The 16,631-nt window shown below is 40.6% G+C and carries 14 protein-coding genes; 9 read left to right on the forward strand and 5 right to left on the reverse strand.

Annotation, left to right across the window (positions count from 1 at the left end):
• Positions 1–47: 47 nt before the first annotated feature.
• The 6 genes from EHO58_RS13430 (at position 48) to EHO58_RS13455 (ending at position 7,549) form a co-directional block, all read left to right on the forward strand.
• On the forward strand, positions 48–2,378 hold the full coding sequence (locus EHO58_RS13430) for an adenylate/guanylate cyclase domain-containing protein (RefSeq protein ID WP_135680274.1): 2,331 nt from the start codon (positions 48–50) through the stop codon (positions 2,376–2,378).
• A gap of 18 nt (positions 2,379–2,396) precedes the next feature.
• Positions 2,397–4,310: a 1-deoxy-D-xylulose-5-phosphate synthase gene (dxs, locus tag EHO58_RS13435; RefSeq protein WP_135625995.1), complete on the forward strand. Its 1,914-nt coding sequence runs from the start codon at positions 2,397–2,399 to the stop codon at positions 4,308–4,310.
• Between the two features lie 47 nt (positions 4,311–4,357).
• Positions 4,358–4,828: a tetratricopeptide repeat protein gene (locus EHO58_RS13440; RefSeq protein WP_135625996.1), complete on the forward strand. Its 471-nt coding sequence runs from the start codon at positions 4,358–4,360 to the stop codon at positions 4,826–4,828.
• A gap of 2 nt (positions 4,829–4,830) precedes the next feature.
• The gene (locus EHO58_RS13445; protein ID WP_135625997.1) at positions 4,831–5,451 is read left to right on the forward strand and encodes a GNAT family N-acetyltransferase; all 621 of its coding nucleotides are present in this window, start codon (positions 4,831–4,833) and stop codon (positions 5,449–5,451) included.
• Between the two features lie 98 nt (positions 5,452–5,549).
• Entirely contained in the window at positions 5,550–6,491 is a 942-nt protein-coding gene (locus EHO58_RS13450; protein WP_135680275.1) for an alpha/beta hydrolase, read from the forward strand.
• The gene (locus EHO58_RS13455) at positions 6,491–7,549 is read left to right on the forward strand and encodes an alcohol dehydrogenase (RefSeq protein ID WP_135680276.1); all 1,059 of its coding nucleotides are present in this window, start codon (positions 6,491–6,493) and stop codon (positions 7,547–7,549) included. Before EHO58_RS13450 ends, EHO58_RS13455 begins: the two co-directional genes overlap by 1 nt.
• Position 7,550: 1 nt before the next feature.
• Here EHO58_RS13455 and EHO58_RS13460 read toward each other — a convergent pair whose 3' ends face one another.
• Together EHO58_RS13460 and EHO58_RS13465 are read right to left on the reverse strand one after the other, a co-directional pair.
• Positions 7,551–8,048, reverse strand: a complete 498-nt coding sequence (locus tag EHO58_RS13460) for a hypothetical protein (protein WP_135626000.1) — start codon at positions 8,046–8,048, stop codon at positions 7,551–7,553.
• Positions 8,048–8,521: a hypothetical protein gene (locus EHO58_RS13465; protein WP_244241178.1), complete on the reverse strand. Its 474-nt coding sequence runs from the start codon at positions 8,519–8,521 to the stop codon at positions 8,048–8,050. The genes EHO58_RS13460 and EHO58_RS13465 overlap by 1 nt, the downstream gene beginning before the upstream one ends.
• A gap of 172 nt (positions 8,522–8,693) precedes the next feature.
• On the opposite strand from EHO58_RS13465, the gene EHO58_RS13470 reads away from it, so the two are divergent.
• Both EHO58_RS13470 and EHO58_RS13475 read left to right on the forward strand, forming a co-directional pair.
• A complete protein-coding gene (locus EHO58_RS13470) occupies positions 8,694–9,380 on the forward strand; it encodes a hypothetical protein (RefSeq protein WP_008592254.1) in 687 nt (228 codons plus the stop codon).
• Between the two features lie 190 nt (positions 9,381–9,570).
• A complete protein-coding gene (locus EHO58_RS13475; RefSeq protein ID WP_135626002.1) occupies positions 9,571–10,449 on the forward strand; it encodes an SDR family oxidoreductase in 879 nt (292 codons plus the stop codon).
• A 16-nt stretch (positions 10,450–10,465) separates the two neighbouring features.
• On the opposite strand, the gene EHO58_RS13480 is transcribed toward EHO58_RS13475, so the two are convergent.
• Together EHO58_RS13480 and EHO58_RS13485 are read right to left on the reverse strand one after the other, a co-directional pair.
• Positions 10,466–11,623 (reverse strand): glycosyltransferase, encoded by a 1,158-nt coding sequence (locus EHO58_RS13480; RefSeq protein ID WP_135680277.1) that lies wholly within the window; start codon positions 11,621–11,623, stop codon positions 10,466–10,468.
• Positions 11,620–13,134, reverse strand: coding sequence for a glycosyltransferase family protein (locus tag EHO58_RS13485; protein ID WP_135680278.1), 1,515 nt, complete (start codon positions 13,132–13,134; stop codon positions 11,620–11,622). Before EHO58_RS13485 ends, EHO58_RS13480 begins: the two co-directional genes overlap by 4 nt.
• Before the next feature lie 166 nt (positions 13,135–13,300).
• Here EHO58_RS13485 and EHO58_RS13490 point away from each other — a divergent pair, with 166 nt between their 5' ends.
• Positions 13,301–15,100 (forward strand): PQQ-dependent sugar dehydrogenase, encoded by a 1,800-nt coding sequence (locus tag EHO58_RS13490; protein ID WP_167483218.1) that lies wholly within the window; start codon positions 13,301–13,303, stop codon positions 15,098–15,100.
• Here EHO58_RS13490 and EHO58_RS13495 read toward each other — a convergent pair.
• Positions 15,071–16,621, reverse strand: a complete 1,551-nt coding sequence (locus EHO58_RS13495; RefSeq protein ID WP_135680280.1) for a hypothetical protein — start codon at positions 16,619–16,621, stop codon at positions 15,071–15,073. The genes EHO58_RS13490 and EHO58_RS13495 overlap by 30 nt on opposite strands.
• Between the last annotated feature and the right edge of the window lie 10 nt (positions 16,622–16,631).

The following is a 16,631-nucleotide window of genomic DNA, read 5'->3' on the forward strand; positions in this document are numbered from 1 at the left end:
TGACGAAACCGTCCCGGTAGAGAGAATCTTCCGGATCGGAGGAAAGAATGAGCGAGTCCAAACCAGCCCAGAAATTTACCGTTGTGGATATTATTTTCGGGGTCACTACAACCCTCGGAATTCTGGCACATTTTTATTACGCGTTTTTTTCCGAAGCGGAGTATTCGCTTCAACTTCTATTATTAGGTGCGCTTTTTCTATTTTCTTCCTCTTACTTCTTCTATAAAACAATCACCAAGGTTGCCAAAAATCCACAGTTAGTGGGGAGTCTTTGGTTAGCGATCATTGTATCCTTGGTTTGGTTCGATCTATACGTTGCATTCACTCCCGTTTCCGAGCTGGAAGAAAATTCCATCTCTTGGAGATTTAACGTTCTTCGCAACCAAACAGACGCAAGAGTAGAAAAGGAATCTGACAAAGGTGATTTGGAACAGATCCAATTGAAACCCCCTGAAAAAGCAAGAAGGGACATCAATATCATCGGGATTACCACCAAAACTTTGGATCAACTAGGTGGTGTATGGCCTCTTCCTTGGAAATATTACGCAAAGATAATAGAAAAATTCTCTTCTTCTAATAACCATCTAATGTTCGACGTTTTCTTCCTGGACTATAAGCCGGGACAGACGGAAGAAATGGCTAAAGCTCTTTCCGGAAACCAAAGGGTAATGTTCGACTATCCTATGGAAACCAGTTTGGAATCCAAGAGCACGATCATCAATTTAGAGAAAAGAACTGAAATCCTTCGCAAGTTCAAATTGGAAAATGTCAAAGACGAACAAACGGGACTTTCCTGGTTGAAATTCCCGCAGGCTCCTATCGAACCAATTGCAGAAAAATCCTCCGGTTTAGGATTTGCGAATATTAAAAAAGACGAATCAGGTCTGAATCGTAAAATGCCTATCGTAGCAAAGATCTTAGGCTCAGGTGCAGGTAGAGCGGATGAATATTATCCTTCTATCGACTTAATCATCGCTTGTAACTATTACGGAGTGGATGTCAAAAAAGATGTAGAAGTGGTCATGGGCGAATATGTGAAGATAAAAAATATTCCCTCAAAGAATATCAGCTATTTTGACCGTAAGTCCTTAAAAATGGTCACAGAAGATATCATGGCAAAACCGAATGATACTCGTGAGATCATTATCCCGATAGATGAGTATGGCCAGATGGAGATCAACTTCCCGGGTGGATTATATTCTTATAATACTACCGAGTTCTTCGAAGTATCCGAAGGCTGGGACAACGAAACTGCTACTCAAGTGAATAATAATATCTTCCTCGTCGCAATGTTCTACGCTACAGGAAGAGGAGCCGCAAAAGATACCCACTTATCTCCGTTCGGAGACATGTCCGGGATCGAGCACCACGCACACGCAATCAATACGATCTTGAACCAGGATTTTCTTTGGGATATGCCGCTCGCAGGAAACTTCCTGATCTTCTTCTCCATGGCCTTTATCGTAGGATTGATCCTGCCTAGAATGAAGACCTCTTGGGGATTTTTATTCATTATAGGAATCGCTCTAGTATACAGTATTGTCACATTATACGATTTCTCGGAATTCAATATAGTTCACGTATTCCCTTCCGTGATCATAGAGCAGTTTTTCATATTTGTGGGGATCATAGTCTATAAGATCTTAACGGAAGAAGAGAACGTAAAATATATCCGCACAACATTCTCCAAATTCGTTTCTAAAGACGTTGTGGACGAACTTCTCAAGAATCCGGAAAATCTAAACTTGGGTGGATCCAAGAAGGACATCACCATCTTTTTCTCGGATATTCGCGGATTTACCACAATGTCCGAAAAAATGGGCCCGGAAGAACTGGTACAGTTTTTGAATCAGTACCTTTCCGAAATGACCGAGATCATTATCGAGTTCAAGGGAACGATTGATAAATACATGGGGGATGCGATCATGGCTTTCTGGGGGGCTCCGGTTCCTCTAGAAGACCATGCTTACTATGCCTGCGCGGCGTCTCTCGCTCAGATGAGAAGACTCGCAGTTCTGAAGGAAGAATGGAAAGCAAGAGATCTTCCTGTGATGGACATTGGTATTGGATTAAATTCCGGACCGGCTGTCGTGGGGAATATGGGAAGTTCTCACCGGATGGACTATACTTGTATGGGAGATACCATTAACTTGGGATCTCGTCTGGAAGGATCCAACAAGGAATATGCCACAAATATTATTATTTCGGAATATACATACGAAAAGGTCAAGGACCGCATAATTGCCAGAGAACTGGATCTAGTCAAGGTAAAGGGTAAAACCAAGCCTGTCCGGATCTATGAACTGATCGACTTAGTGAACGAAGAAGACCTAAAACTTCTGAGGAAACCTTTGCATTCAGTAGAGCAGTCCCGATGACCGTCAAAGACGGAATACATGCAACAGGAAGATTCGTTATTGAACGGGATCCGCCTTCCGGCGGATCTCAGAAAATTGCCTCTCGAGGAACTGCCTAAACTCTGTTCCGAGATCCGAAATTATATCATTGATACTCTCTCCGGGATCGGAGGGCATTTCGCAAGTAACCTGGGAGTTGTAGAACTCACGGTTGCCCTACATTACGTTTTTGAAACTCCGAAAGACAGACTGATCTGGGACGTAGGGCATCAAACATACCCTCATAAGATCCTGACAGGCAGAAAGGAAAAACTTTCCACAGTACGCAAGTTCAAGGGACTTTCCGGATTTCCTAAAAGAGAAGAATCGGTTTACGATCTATATAATACGGGTCATGCGGGCACTTCTATCTCCCAAGCTTTGGGAGAAGCGGTAGCTAGAGATCTGACCGGAAAAGATTATTCAGTCGCAGCAATTATCGGGGACGCATCCATCGCTACAGGAATGGCTTTGGAAGCAATGAACCACGCAGGACATCTTAAAAAAGATCTATTAGTTGTTCTAAATGACAATTATATGTCCATCTCCAAGAACGTCGGATCCATCTCCAACTACTTGAATAATATCATCAGCTCTCATTTTTATCTGAACTGGAAAAGGATATTTTACACCTTCCTGAAATGGTTCCCTATCGTTGGACCAGCGATGGAAAGCTTTTTCAAAAGGGTAGAGAAAGGATTTAAAGATGTTTTCACTCCCGGCGGTCTATTCGAAGACCTAGGTTTTATTTATATAGGACCTGAAGACGGTCACGATGTGATCCGTTTGGTTAAGATGCTTAGTAAGATCAAGACCATGAAAGGGCCTGTTCTTTTCCATACGATCACCCAAAAAGGAAAAGGTTATATTCCGGCAGAAAAGGACCCAATCAAATACCATGGAGTTACTCCGTTTCGTAAGGAAGATGGGGCCATGGATTCGGGCGATTCTTCTAAAATTTCCTACTCTAAGATTGTGGGTAAGGTACTTTCCGATCTAACCGAAAAAAATCCGCGCATTGCTGCAATTACTCCAGCAATGATAGAAGGTTCCGGACTCGGGGAATATGTTTCCAAATTCCCGGATCATGTCTACGACGTGGGCATTGCAGAGCAGCACTCGGTTGCTTTTGCAGGTGCTATGACAAACGGGGATGTGATCCCTTATATGTGTATTTATTCCACCTTCTTGACCAGAGGGATGGACCAATTGGTAGAAGATGTTTCTTTAATGAATCTTCCTGTTCGATTTGTGATCGATAGAGCAGGTTGTGTTGGGCCGGATGGAGAGACTCACCAAGGATTATTCGATCTAAGTTACCTTCTATCCTTGCCGAATATGGACGTGTTTGTTCCTTCTTCCGGACAGGATCTGGTAGATTCACTTAAGTATATGGAGAATTATGACAAGTCTCCGATCGCAATCCGATTCCCTAAGGCGAGTGTGGAACTTTCCGGTTTGGATTTCAGCGCGGAGAAGGATCTAAAACCCGGAAGTTTTAGAGTGATACAAAGAGGAACGGATATCGCTCTTCTTTCCATCGGTTCTATGTTAGAGGAAGCTAAAAAAGCAACTAGCATATTGGAGCAGGAAGGATATTCGGTCACATTGATCGACCTTGTATGGCTGAGGCCACTGGGTAAAGAGGCTTTGGACGAAGAACTTTCTCATGTCCGTCATTTTGCGATCCTGGATGAAAGTTATTTGGATGGAGGAGCTTCCGGATATTTGCTAAACCGGATCTCTCCCGAGTATTTAGGACGTTTTATTAAAACATTCGCGTTCCCTTCCGAGGTGATTCACCACGGGGAAAGAAAGGAAATTTTCGCGGAATACGGTTTGGATGCTATTAGTATCTCCAAGTTTCTCCGGGAAAACGTAAAGAAGGAAGTCCTACACGGAAAACGGAATTAAGCTATTTCAAGAGGCGTCCGAAAATAAAAATAAAAACGGGTAGATAATTGGAAAACCTGACGCCTGAAGACAAGCTAGAAGCATCTAAATTTTTTTATAGAACCGGCGATTTGGATCGTGCGGAATTCCTACTAAAATCCTCTTTGGAAGATTCCGAAAGCCATGAGACCTACTTTTTTCTAGGTCTTATCGAAAACCAAAGAAACAATTGGAAAAAAGGCCTGTACTATTTTTACCGCTCTGTAGAAGTGAATTCCGAATACGGAAATCCTTGTAACGAGATCGGTATCCTTCTTCTTCGTATGGGAAGGGAAAGAGAATCCGTTTTCTGGCTGAAAAAATCTCTTCGTTGTACTTTAAACGACGCACCTCATATTTCTCTTTTTAACCTGGCTACTCTTTACAAGATCTGGAATCGTCCCGAAAGATCCTTGCAGTATCTGCATAAGGCGATCGTAATGAAGCCGGATTTTGAAGAGGCGAAGCGCCTTAGAGAAGAACTCAACTCTGCGATCTAAGAATGTCTAACGAAACGATTATAATTCGCTCTGCTAGGCCGGAAGATGCGGCCGCTACTGTTCCTTTGATCTATAGTTCCGGGCCCGCTGCCTGGGACTATGTGTTTAACGAGGGAAAAATTTCCGCCCAGGATTTTCTCATCAAATCCTTCCAAGGAACGAAAAATACATTCAGCTATAAGAATCATTATCTGGCTGAAAAAAAGGGCGAGGTTGTAGGAAGTATCGTTATATTCCGTTCTGAGAACTTCTTCTTTCAAAATGCTGCTACTGCTGGAAATATTTTTCGTATTTATAAATTAAGTGCACCTAAGGTCGCAGTCCGCGGATTAAGTATGGAAGGAATGATCCAACCTCCTAAATCAGGCAGATTATATTTGGGTCATATCGCTGTTCCACAAAAGGAAAGAAGACAAGGAATAGCGGAGAAGTTGATAAAATTCGCTGTTTCGACTTACCCAGATTACGACAAAATTTCTTTGGATGTTTCCCAAGAAAATCCGAACGCTCAAGGTCTATATAAAAAATTAGGATTCGAGATCCTAGAATCCAGGAATTTTGCGGGGCCTAAGGGACTTGTACCTAACCATTATTATATGGAAGCGAATCGTTCCTCTTTCTAAGCCCGAATTTTATTCCATCCCGATCTATAAACTGGAACGACAAATCGTCGGATTTCTAATATACTTTTGTTCCTTACTCATTCTAAAGGAAGAAAAGAATGGAATTTGCTCCGGAGATGTTGGAATACGCGAATCTGATTTCCTCTAAGGGACTTACAGGTTTTACTCAAGGAAGTATCCAAGAAAGAAGGGACGGTTATTCCGCAATAGGAGAACTTTTGGGAGAAGGTCCTCTCATGAGAGAAGTCCAGGACATCTCAATTCCTTCCAAGAGCGGAAATGTATTCATAAAAAATTATATTCCAAAAACGGAACCTAAATCCAAAATTCTCTACTTTCATGGGGGAGGATGGGTAGTCGGAAGATTAAAAGACTTCGATCCATTCGCTCGTAAACTTGCTGAAATCACTTCGAGTATAGTATCCCTTGTAGATTATAGATTGGCTCCTGAAGCGCCTTTTCCTCAACCATTAGAAGATGCTTATACATCTTTGGAATGGATCTTTTCTCAAAATGAAAACATCTGGAAAGACCTTCCTTTGGTAGTGGCAGGCGACAGTGCCGGAGGAAATTTGGCTGCTTCTACTATTATGAGAGCTAAAGAAACGTCCGGTCCGAAAATCGATCTGCAAATTCTGATCTATCCGGTTACGGAGGCGATCTGCGATACTAATTCATATAAGGAATTCGAATTAGGTCCCGGCCTTACCAAAAAAGATATGGAATGGTTTATTGATCAGTATCTGCCTAATCATCACACAAGATCCGATCCGAAAGCTTCTCCCTTATACCATACCGATTGGAAGGATCTTCCTCCTGCTATTGTGTTTATCGCAAACATTGATCCGCTTAGAGACGATGGAAAACTATATGCAGAAAAACTAAAGGAAGCGGGAGTTTCCGTCTTATTCAAAGAATTTAAAGGATATACCCATGGATTTTTTACCAAGGTGAATCTTCTAAAAGCTCCGGACGAGGGATTACGAATTATCTCTGAAGAAATGGATCGTGTTTTCAAACGAAAAGAGGTTGTACTTTAGTGAAAAGTGTTAGATTGGTAGAATTCGGTTCCTCTTTAGAATGGGAAGAAAAACAAGACCCGGAACCGAAAGATTCCGAAGTTTTATTGGAAGTAATTTCCTGCGGGGTTTGTCATTCGGACCTTCATTTAAGGGACGGTTATTATAAAATAGGCGGAGAAGAAAAACTTTTCGTAAAAGACAGAGGAGTCAAACTTCCTCTTACTCCTGGGCATGAAGTTGTAGGAAAAGTTTTAAAAGTGGGATCTAAGGTCCATACCGTTTCCGTAGGAGAAATAAAACTAGTATATCCTTGGATCGGTTGCGGAATCTGCGAAGAATGTGAATCAGGAAATCCGCAACTTTGTTCTGCTCCTAAATCCCTGGGGATTTACCAAGATGGCGGTTATTCGGATCGTATCTTGGTACCGGATGAAAAATGGCTTTTGGATATTTATGATCTTTCTCCGGAGTATGCTTGCTCTTACGCGTGTGCCGGGCTCACAGCTTATGGTGCTTTAAAAAAAGTTATTCCACTCAAAAAAACGGATTCTTTGGTAATCATAGGAGCAGGCGGACTCGGTATGTTTGCTTCTCAACTAATTCCACTTCTTACGGAAGCAAAAGTGATTTTTTTGGATCTAGATAAGTCTCGTTTGGAAAAACTAAAAGAGCTCGGATTTTATACCGTAACTTCTTCTCATCCTGATATTGCCGCTGAAGTAAAAAAGATCTCCGGTCCTTTGGGAGTTTCCGCAGTCATCGATTTTGTGAATAATAGTGTTACTTCTTCTTTGGGATTTTCACTTTTGAAAAAGAACGGGACTCTGATCGGTGTCGGACTTTTCGGTGGAGAGTTAAAAATCCCCACTCCGATCCTTTCTCTTAGAAGTTTAACAATTCGTGGAAGTTATACAGGCTCTCCCGGCGAATTGAAGGAATTGTTACAACTGGTTTCTAAAAATAAAATTCGTCCTGTTCCTTTGGAGATCCGAGGTTTTCAGGAAGCGAATTCTGCATTAAACGATTTAGCTGATGGGAAAATTCTCGGAAGAGTGGTGTTATCCGGAAAACCGTAGCTTATAAATTTTGGAATTCTTTAGGAAGAGAAACCTTAGGATTTTCGTTGGTTTCTAAAATTGGAAATTCTTTGGCTTTCAGCACAAGTTTCAGACCTTCATCAGACTCAATTAAATATTCACTTAAAATGGAAGAAACATTCCTCGCTATCTTATACTTTAGAAAAAGATGATCCTTTTTCCTAGCGAATAATTCTCCTTCGGAATCTGCCGCGATCTGTAAAGAGGAGAGCGGTAATTCTTCGCCTGAATCGCTTAAAAAATAAAATTCGTTGTCCTTCTCCCAAACTCTGATCAGGTTTAAAGGATAGCCGAATAATTCCAAATATCCGTTTTCGGAAAACTCTCCGTACTGATTATCTATATAAATCCCGTCTTCCGCTTCTTTCAGATTCTTACGGAAATATTCCAGAATATCTTTTTGTTCGATTTTTGCTTCTCGAAAGATCCAGTCTCCGTTAGGCAAAACCTTAATCTCGCTGTTTAGGCGCCTTGCCATTACTCTTCTTCCCTTTCCCTATAACGGAACGCGACCCCTTCCAAAACTTTTGCATCCTTTGCAATCTCTGCCATGCTAGTAGTATAACCTTCAGTAGTACCTGTTTGGAAAATTGTAGGAGGGACGGGGACCAATCCTACATTTGCGAGATACATTCCGTCCATACCTCTGTCAAAAAGTTCTTTCTTAATTTTTTCGTAATAGAACTTTTCTATCCTTCCGTCCCCGAAGTTCCTAACGATCACTCTTCCGTAAGTTTTGTAATTCCTACGTTTGGGAGGATGTTTCAAAATTTCTATCTGCTCCCAGCCAGGTTTATGAGAAACGAGTACAGTTTCTTTCTGGACTCCTTCCTGGATAAATTCTACCGAAAAGCAGGAAACCAAGGTTAGGCAAGATAGAGCCAGGATTCCCTTCCATAACTGAACATTTATTCCGGTCCCTGGACTAGTTAAAATGGGTAGAATGGCCATTCCTCCCCATTCAAGGAGCGCACATACCGGGGACAAGCGGTTTTTTTGCATAGCCAAAAGAGGGCTTTTCAGACTCGGATTTTTTTTATATACTCTCCCCGGATACCCGGTAAATTCTCGCGAAATTCGGAACCTCGTTTAAGCTGGTTCCTCCGGGCTACCAAAAACTCGTATGGAAGATATAGATCTCAAAAAACGCGCGAGAGAAAACGTTTTAAAAATAGGGTATTGTACTCTGGACGAGCTGGAAGAGAAGGTGAAAGCCTTCCGGGTGATGAACCAGAACGCCGCCAAAAAAAGGTACCTTATTACTAGAGAACCTATCTCCGATTCATCCGGAAAAATTTTGGTTCCGAAAGCTGCAGAGATAGATATCTCCACTGCAAAATTGCTTCGACGTCATTTTAAACCTACTAGCGAATTTAAAACGTTCCAACCGGACGAAGGTATCGTGATCATTTCCGATATGACTTCCGCAGAAGGTGTTTCTTTCACAATGGATATCGTGACTCAGATCATGAACTTGGGTGGCGGTGCTTACGAAGGATTTATAGATCGTGTGGATAGTTTCGGAGACTTCATCAATCTTCTTAAAAAGTCGCTATTTCCGCGTCTCATCATCATCGGCTATATGCCTCAAGATAAGATCCAAGGCGAGTTACTGAATTTTGTTCGAGTGAAACGAGTGGATAATTATTTGAGAGCCATGGAGCTGACTCACACAGCATTCAAACCTCAGGCTTATTTTCCTAAGATCCGTCAGATCGAAATTTCCCAAGAAGATCCAAAATCTTGGGGACGTTTTGTCGTAGAGATCGTTAGAGAATACACTCGCCCTTATCTATTAGAAGAAGTTTAATTTTCGGGGCGGATCTTCGCTTCGCTCAGACCGAGCTGCTCCGGGCTCGGGCATTCGCCCTCGTCACTTCGTGACAAGCCCTGCGTATCTCTTCCGCGGGGTTTCTGAAAAAATAACTTGTAACTTTTATTGTTTCAAGTAGTCTAATCAATTAAATCTAACACGGACCGATACAGGTTTAAGAATCCAAATGAGCACAATATCCGAAACAGTACTCGTGACCGGAGCTTCCGGCCATCTGGGAAAAATTATCCTAGAAGAATTATTAAAAAGGGGTCATAATAAGATCATCGCCACAACTCGTAAGCCGGAAAGTTTACAAGACTTTGCAACAAGAGGAGTTACTGTAAGGAAGGCAAGTTTTGACGACCCTGCAAGTCTTGTTGCTGCATTCCAAGGTGCAGATCGAGTTTTAATCATTAGCACGGACAATATAGGGAACAGGATCGAAGAACATAAGAATGCGGTCGATGCTGCGGTAAATATAGGAGCAAAACGGATACTTTATACTTCTCTCACCAAAGCTGACGAAGTTCCGGTTACATTCGCATTCGAACACGAAGGAACGGAAGAGAAGATCAAACAAAGCGGTCTTGCATATACAATTCTTCGAAATAACATGTATTCGGATTATTTAATACCTAAATTACAACATGCAATTGCAAGCGGTTCTCTTTATGGTTCAGGCGGGGTCGGAGCCTGTGCTTATGTTTCCAGAACGGATTGTGCGAAAGCCGCAGCGGCTGCTTTACTTTCTCCCGAAGCAGGAAACAAAATTTTGGAGATCGGCGGGCCGAAGGCTTGGACTTATGCAGAGCTTGCAAAATTCACTTCCGAACTAGTGAATAAGCCCATTTCTTATGTGGATCTTCCTGCAGAAGAACTTTCCAAAGCACTAGTCGGAGCAGGAGTTCCGAAACCTATGGCGGATGCTTTAGCTTCTTTTGATGTTTCCATTCGAGAAGGTTATTTGAAAGAAGTAAACTCGTCTGCAAAAGATCTTATTGGAGAATCTCTGCAGGATGTGAGCGCACTATTGAAGGAAAACAGAACCGCTCTGGTTTCCTAAGTATTAAAAATAGATCCTACATACGTTTTTTCGTTTGGCTCATCCAAGTCAGATTTGAATTCAGAAAATAGTTTGTGAACATTGCGATCAAGATTGCGGCTAGATCGCATAAAAGTCTTAGTTCGAAATTCTGAGGTATGCCTAAACGAGGTAGGATCTTATAAAACATTAGTTGGAATATCCCCAACTGTACGAAAATTCCTAGAGCGCTTACTCCTGAGAATATGATAAATCCTCGGACTGCCGCCCATTTTTCGTATCTAGTTTCATAAAATGTAAAGTAATTATTCAGTATAAAATTGCTGATGATCGATAGTTCTATCCCAAAAAACACGGAACTAGGGAATATGGGTAGGATACCGATGCCCGTCTCTAAGTCTTTTACTCCCAAGTTTTCGAATAAGATAAAACCTAAAAGATTAACGATCACTCCACTGATACCTACAAGAGAATATAATAAAAAAGTAGAGGAGATCCATTTACCGAAACGTAGATCTAATACGGTCATCAAAAAACTGCGAGCAATTGAATTGTTGATCTTGGTTTCTCCATGGAGTCTTGTGCGAAAATAAAATGGGACTTCTGCAACCTTCAGGTCTTTATCCGCTCTGCCTAATATTTCCAATAAGATCTTAAATCCGATCGGATTGATCTTGTATCCATATTTGAAAAACACTTCTCTTTTGATGGCGAAAAATCCGCTCATAGGATCCGAGATACGGATCGGGAGAAGAAATTTCGTGAAAGTATTAGCAGTAACACTTAAGAACTTGCGTATCAAATTCCATTTTCCTGTGGAGCCTCCGTTGGCATATCTGGTGCCAACCGCCACATCCGCTCCTTCTTCCAAACTTTTTAACATCTGTGGCAATACGGATTCGTCATGTTGTAGGTCCGAGTCCATGACCAGAAAGTTTTCTCCTTCTGCAGCGCTCATTCCGGACACGATCGCGGAAGAAAGTCCTTTTTCTGTCATTCTTCGGATCAGTTTTACTTTAGGATTTTGATCTTTCAGATTTTCCACAACGGACCAGGTCCCGTCTGGGCTATTGTCATCTATTACGATTATCTCATATTCTAAACCGTTAAAGGTTTGGGTCACTCCTGAAATACATTTTTCTATATTTTCTGCTTCGTTATATGTAGGCAATAATACGGATATTTTAGGTCTCATTTTTCCTGGCACAATTGGTATTGGTATAAATATAAACTGGCTCTTCTTTTGTTTTTATTCTGATTTAGGAATACGGCTAATTCTTCCAAAGGAGAAGATTGGAAATTCCCCACCAAGATCCATGGAGGATCCGGGTCCACTCCGTTCATCACATAATCCTTTCTGATAGCAAGAACCGCTGAACATGATTTGAATGGATCAAAGTTCTGGATCTTCGGTTGCATATTCTGATCCAAAGATTCTATCAGTTCATATCTTTCTAAGGGTTCTCGATACGCGTAAGATACGGGAAGGTGAGGGATGGAATCCCTATATACATAAAGTTCTTTGATCTCTTTATGAAAGTTTAAATATCGGACTAATTCTATCGTATTGTTCTGGATGGTGAAAAAGCTTAAAAGATCTAATAATAGGAAATTCACTATGAGAAATAAGATCCTTCTTACGGACATTCTTCCTTTTTCAATTCCTCTCCAATAAGCACAAAGCGGAGATAGTAAGATCAACAGTAACGGAAGAATAGGCAGTAAAAATCTTTCTTCCTTATGTGGGATAGCCGAATGGACCAATAAAAAGAGAACCGAGAATAAGATGGTTGGGACAAATTTGGAATATTCCGCCTTCCAATCGAATCCGGTATATTTGCCGATCAAAAATGGAAAAAGAGAAACTCCTAATATCGCAGGCAAATACGCAAACCAAGGAGACGCTCCATATTCCGCCGAATGTTGCAAATTATAGGCGACGTAAGATCTTAGGGAAGAATGAAATGATCCTCTGAAGATCAGATCGGGCAATCCTGTGATAATTGCTAAAATGACCGAGAGTATTATAAATATATAAATATCTTTGAAGGTTTTGTTTTTCCAAACCCTATATACGACCAGTGAAAATAATGCTAGGGCGCAAACTCCTACCTGAAACCTAAAAAGTGAGGCGATTGCCAAGAGACTTAAGGATATTGCTAATTGTTTCCATTCTCCTGATCTCCAATAGATCGAAGCGGAGAATACCGCTCCCAAGAGAAATGGGGATGACATGGATTCAATGAGTGCCCTTGTCGATACCAAAGGTATTAGAAAATGTAGAGAGAGTAAGAATGCTCCTGATAGTGGGATCCAGATTCGATAATCATTTTTAAGAGGAACCTCCGGTGCATAAAGATACTTTAGGAATTTATATCCGATCCAGATCGAGATCCCGGAGAGTAATCCCAAACATACGAATATAAATTTGATTTGGTATAATGGATCTTCGAACCCAAATTTGTAAGCGGTAGTTGCGAATAAACGTACGATCGAATCAGGCAATAAAGAACGTATCTCCGGAACTGCTTGTACTGAATTGATCAGGGATAAGGACTCGGATTGAGCCGGGACGGAAAAGAATAGAATGTAATAATCGTCTAGGGCGAGATATCCACTGTTTAAAATTGCAGTCGCAACTCGGATCAGTATTCCCAACGCGAGAAAAAGCTGGAACCATCTGGTCTCGACTTTTGCATTTAGCATGGTCGTATCTTTACTTCTTTTTGATTTCAAAAAGAACGCAGTATAATTACAGAACGGTGAAATGAAATATTATGTTAATCGCATAAATACATACGTCTTCATTCTGTAATATTTTTATTTTAGGTTTTTAGTTGCTGGAATGTTTTATAAGAAAGGCATTGTCTGCATGAAAAACCTTCATTCTAAAAATACATTCCTATTAATATTTTTATTCCTAATACCTTCTCTCCTTTATTCTCAATTTTATACGAATAAACAAATGAGAAAGAATGCGGATGAGAAGAATGCAGAATGGCTTGTGCGCGAAGGTTTTACATTGGTTGAAGATGCAGGAGATTTTACCACTCCTGTCAGTATTGCATTATTAAGATCTCCGGGGCAATCCGCGAATGACGTGCTTTATATTGTTAGTGAACTAAGAGGAAGTATCAAGGCTCGTCTTAGAAATGGAAATGTAATCCAAATAGGAGAAGATGAGGAAATTTCTAAACCAAGAAAAGAACTTCCTGATTTTCAGGGAGAAATGGGGCAGACAGGTGCTTGTTTAACTCCGGATGATAGAACACTTTTTACTACATCTGTGTATCAAAACGGCTGGGGAAGAAGTAATAAGATCACTCGTTGGAAGTCAGTCGGGAATTTACCTTGGACAAAGATCGAAAAGGTAGAAGTTTTCGATTCTCCTTTCAGAGGTGATACAGCAGGTCTTGCACATCAGATCGGGCACTGTTTTGTGGATTCTAATTATCATATTTGGGTCGGCACAGGAGATGGGCAATCTTGGACAAGTTCTCATAAGAAGGATAGCACCAACGGAAAATTACTTAGATTAAAATCCGATTTTTCTCAGGTCGAATCGAATCCGTTCTATACCGGCAAAAAGACAGAAGCAGGCGGATACATTTATTCTATGGGACTTCGAAATCCTTTCGCGATCGCTAAGTCGGAAGGAGGAGAAGTCTATGTTGCGGATAACGGTCCTGAAATAGATCGTTTGGTCAAAGCATCCAAGGGTATGGATTTTCCTTGGGATAATACGAATCCTAGTATGACGTATAATAATCTTATGACCTTTCCTAAGTCAGTAGGGCCGGCGGATATGATCTATGTTCCTAAAAATCATAAGCTCGCTTCCTTAAGAGGACATCTTGTGATAGCGGCTTCTCACATCACTTCATTGCTTGCGGTTCCCATTGACGATAAAAAAGGAGTCACTGGAGAACCTTGGTGGATCGTTCTTCCCACTAAATACGAGGAAGAAAGAAGACAGGATTTTACCGGTCTCGCTTTGGGTGAAGATGGGATACTTATCTCTCATATTCGGATGAGAAAAGATGGAGGACTTCTGCCTGCTCCCGTTTTGAAATTAGTTCCAGGCCAAATCTCTTCTGAAAATATGAAATACTCCGGAGAACAATTGGTAGAGATCAAAGGATGCAGAAGTTGTCATATAATCGGTGGGGCAGGTGGTAATGTTGCGCCCAATTTGGATGCGATCCGTCCCAGAACTACGGAAATGTTTAAGTCCCAAGACTTTCTGAAACAAGTGGAAGAAATGGCTTCGTATAAAGAAGAACCCGACCACGAAAGATGGAATCAGATCCGATCCAAGCTTACGGATCCGAGCCAAAATAGTAAGGAAAAGTTAGAATTATATATTTCTTCTAAATTAGAAAATCCTAAATTTTTAAATCCGATCAGCGGAATGCCTAATCTAAATCTTTCCAAAACGGAGATAGAATCCTTAAAAGAATTTTTAGTGGAACTTTCCGAGGACTCGGTCAGATTCCAAGGTTTGGAAAAATGGGAATACAGTGTAGTTAAACAATTCGAACAAAATCCTAGGATTTCTTTGGTTCTCTCCTTGTTATTCGGAATCGGATTCGGGATCTATGGAAAAAGATTATTCTATCTATTAAAAGGTTTGGTGATCCGTTTACAATTGAAGTTTATGAAAAAATCCTGATCTATAATAATCAATGAACCAATCCGCAAATTTTTCGCTGGCCATTACTGACGAAGAATAAGTAAGATGGTGAGGATCCATGAAATATTGTTTGCGATCGAATAGGTCGCTTGCATCCAAAAATCCGTATTTCGTTGGGGATATTTTTTCTAAAAATCCAAGATACCCTAGATACCATCTGCTATTCGAATAAACTGATTTTTCCTTGGGATTTTCAGGAGAGTTGATAAGTAAAACAGGGATATTCCGTTCTGATAAATAATGTATCCCTTCATTCAAATATTTCATCTGAGACCAAGAACGAAATGATTTTTGTTTGGAAAGTGATCCTTTGGCGTTCTTGATCTTTTTGAACCTATTCAGAACATTTTCTTCGTCGTTCTCTCTGTAAATTCTGAGATCATAATCTTTATCGTATTGATCATCCGGCATGGATTCCAATCTGGAATCATCTAAACCAGGGATCCGAGTATATGATAAATTTTCCCTAAATTCGGATCTGCAAAAGTTTTGAGAAAGGCGTATCCCATAGGTTTCTTCCGTCCCGAAAATCCTGGAGTCCACTTCTAAGGAAGATACTTGTTTATCGGATTGGAATTTAAGTTTCAAATTTTCTAATTTTTCGGAGAAATTCAAGTCCAGATAATACCAACCCTTCTTCGCATACGTTCTATCGAATATGAGTTCTTGTTTAGGGAGGATCCTGAAAATTTTCAAATTTGTTCCCGGATTTTGGATGAATATACTATCTCTCCATTTGTTGCCGGAAATTTCACAATCGATCTCGAATTCAGGTTTTGCCCAACCTCTTAGATAAATCCCTTCTTTCGGAATGACTCCTGTATAATAATGATAAGATCGTCCCCATCTAAAACGATGCATGTACCAGGCCATCACCGGATCATAAAAGAAACTTCTGTATCTAACTCCGTAAGAAATTAATTTGGACGCGAATGATTCTAGTTGGGATTTATCTAAATTATAAATTTCTTCCCAATGATCTTTTAAAAAAAGGTCGGGATATAATAATCTGTTTTGGTGTCTGATCCGGACAGATTCTTCGAAAAATCCTTTTTCATCATATTCTAATCCTTCCTGAGTTTCTTTTAAATGTTCTAATTGAAAGTCCGCTGGATTGATCAGATAGACTACCGCTTTCGGTTTTTTGGAAACAATGTCTTCTTTGTAATAATAAAAATCGGAAGGTGTAAGTGAAGGGTGGGAATAAAATTCCGTTCGGATCTTGTCCTCATCCGGAACGGTCCGATTTACTTTATTTGAAAATATATCCGGCAATACGGAATACAATGCGATACTACTTCCTAAGAGTAGCACTCCGTTTTCTTTTTCAGAAAAACGGATCTCTTTTCTTTTTCTTAAAAAATTATACCAAGGAGAAGTATCCCATTCCATTTCGTTCGGAACCGAAAAGAGTAGGTTCTGGAATAAGAAACGATCTATGAATAAAAAAAACAAAGAGCAATATACAAAGACCAATAGGATTTTAATTTTTCGACTCATTAGATTTTCC

Source organism: Leptospira selangorensis, assembly GCF_004769405.1.
GTDB lineage: Bacteria > Spirochaetota > Leptospiria > Leptospirales > Leptospiraceae > Leptospira_B > Leptospira_B selangorensis.

What these genes read in the sequence shown, in the direction of transcription:
- EHO58_RS13495 (WP_135680280.1), bottom strand. Translation starts at nt 16,621, where the DNA reads ATGAGTCGAAAAATTAAAATCCTATTGGTCTTTGTATATTGCTCTTTG.
- EHO58_RS13445 (WP_135625997.1), top strand. Translation starts at nt 4,831, where the DNA reads ATGTCTAACGAAACGATTATAATTCGCTCTGCTAGGCCGGAAGATGCG.
- EHO58_RS13465 (WP_244241178.1), bottom strand. Translation starts at nt 8,521, where the DNA reads ATGGCCATTCTACCCATTTTAACTAGTCCAGGGACCGGAATAAATGTT.
- EHO58_RS13490 (WP_167483218.1), top strand. Translation starts at nt 13,301, where the DNA reads ATGAAAAACCTTCATTCTAAAAATACATTCCTATTAATATTTTTATTC.
- EHO58_RS13430 (WP_135680274.1), top strand. Translation starts at nt 48, where the DNA reads ATGAGCGAGTCCAAACCAGCCCAGAAATTTACCGTTGTGGATATTATT.
- EHO58_RS13460 (WP_135626000.1), bottom strand. Translation starts at nt 8,048, where the DNA reads ATGGCAAGGCGCCTAAACAGCGAGATTAAGGTTTTGCCTAACGGAGAC.
- EHO58_RS13475 (WP_135626002.1), top strand. Translation starts at nt 9,571, where the DNA reads ATGAGCACAATATCCGAAACAGTACTCGTGACCGGAGCTTCCGGCCAT.
- EHO58_RS13470 (WP_008592254.1), top strand. Translation starts at nt 8,694, where the DNA reads ATGGAAGATATAGATCTCAAAAAACGCGCGAGAGAAAACGTTTTAAAA.
- EHO58_RS13485 (WP_135680278.1), bottom strand. Translation starts at nt 13,134, where the DNA reads ATGCTAAATGCAAAAGTCGAGACCAGATGGTTCCAGCTTTTTCTCGCG.
- dxs (WP_135625995.1), top strand. Translation starts at nt 2,397, where the DNA reads ATGCAACAGGAAGATTCGTTATTGAACGGGATCCGCCTTCCGGCGGAT.
- EHO58_RS13450 (WP_135680275.1), top strand. Translation starts at nt 5,550, where the DNA reads ATGGAATTTGCTCCGGAGATGTTGGAATACGCGAATCTGATTTCCTCT.
- EHO58_RS13480 (WP_135680277.1), bottom strand. Translation starts at nt 11,623, where the DNA reads ATGAGACCTAAAATATCCGTATTATTGCCTACATATAACGAAGCAGAA.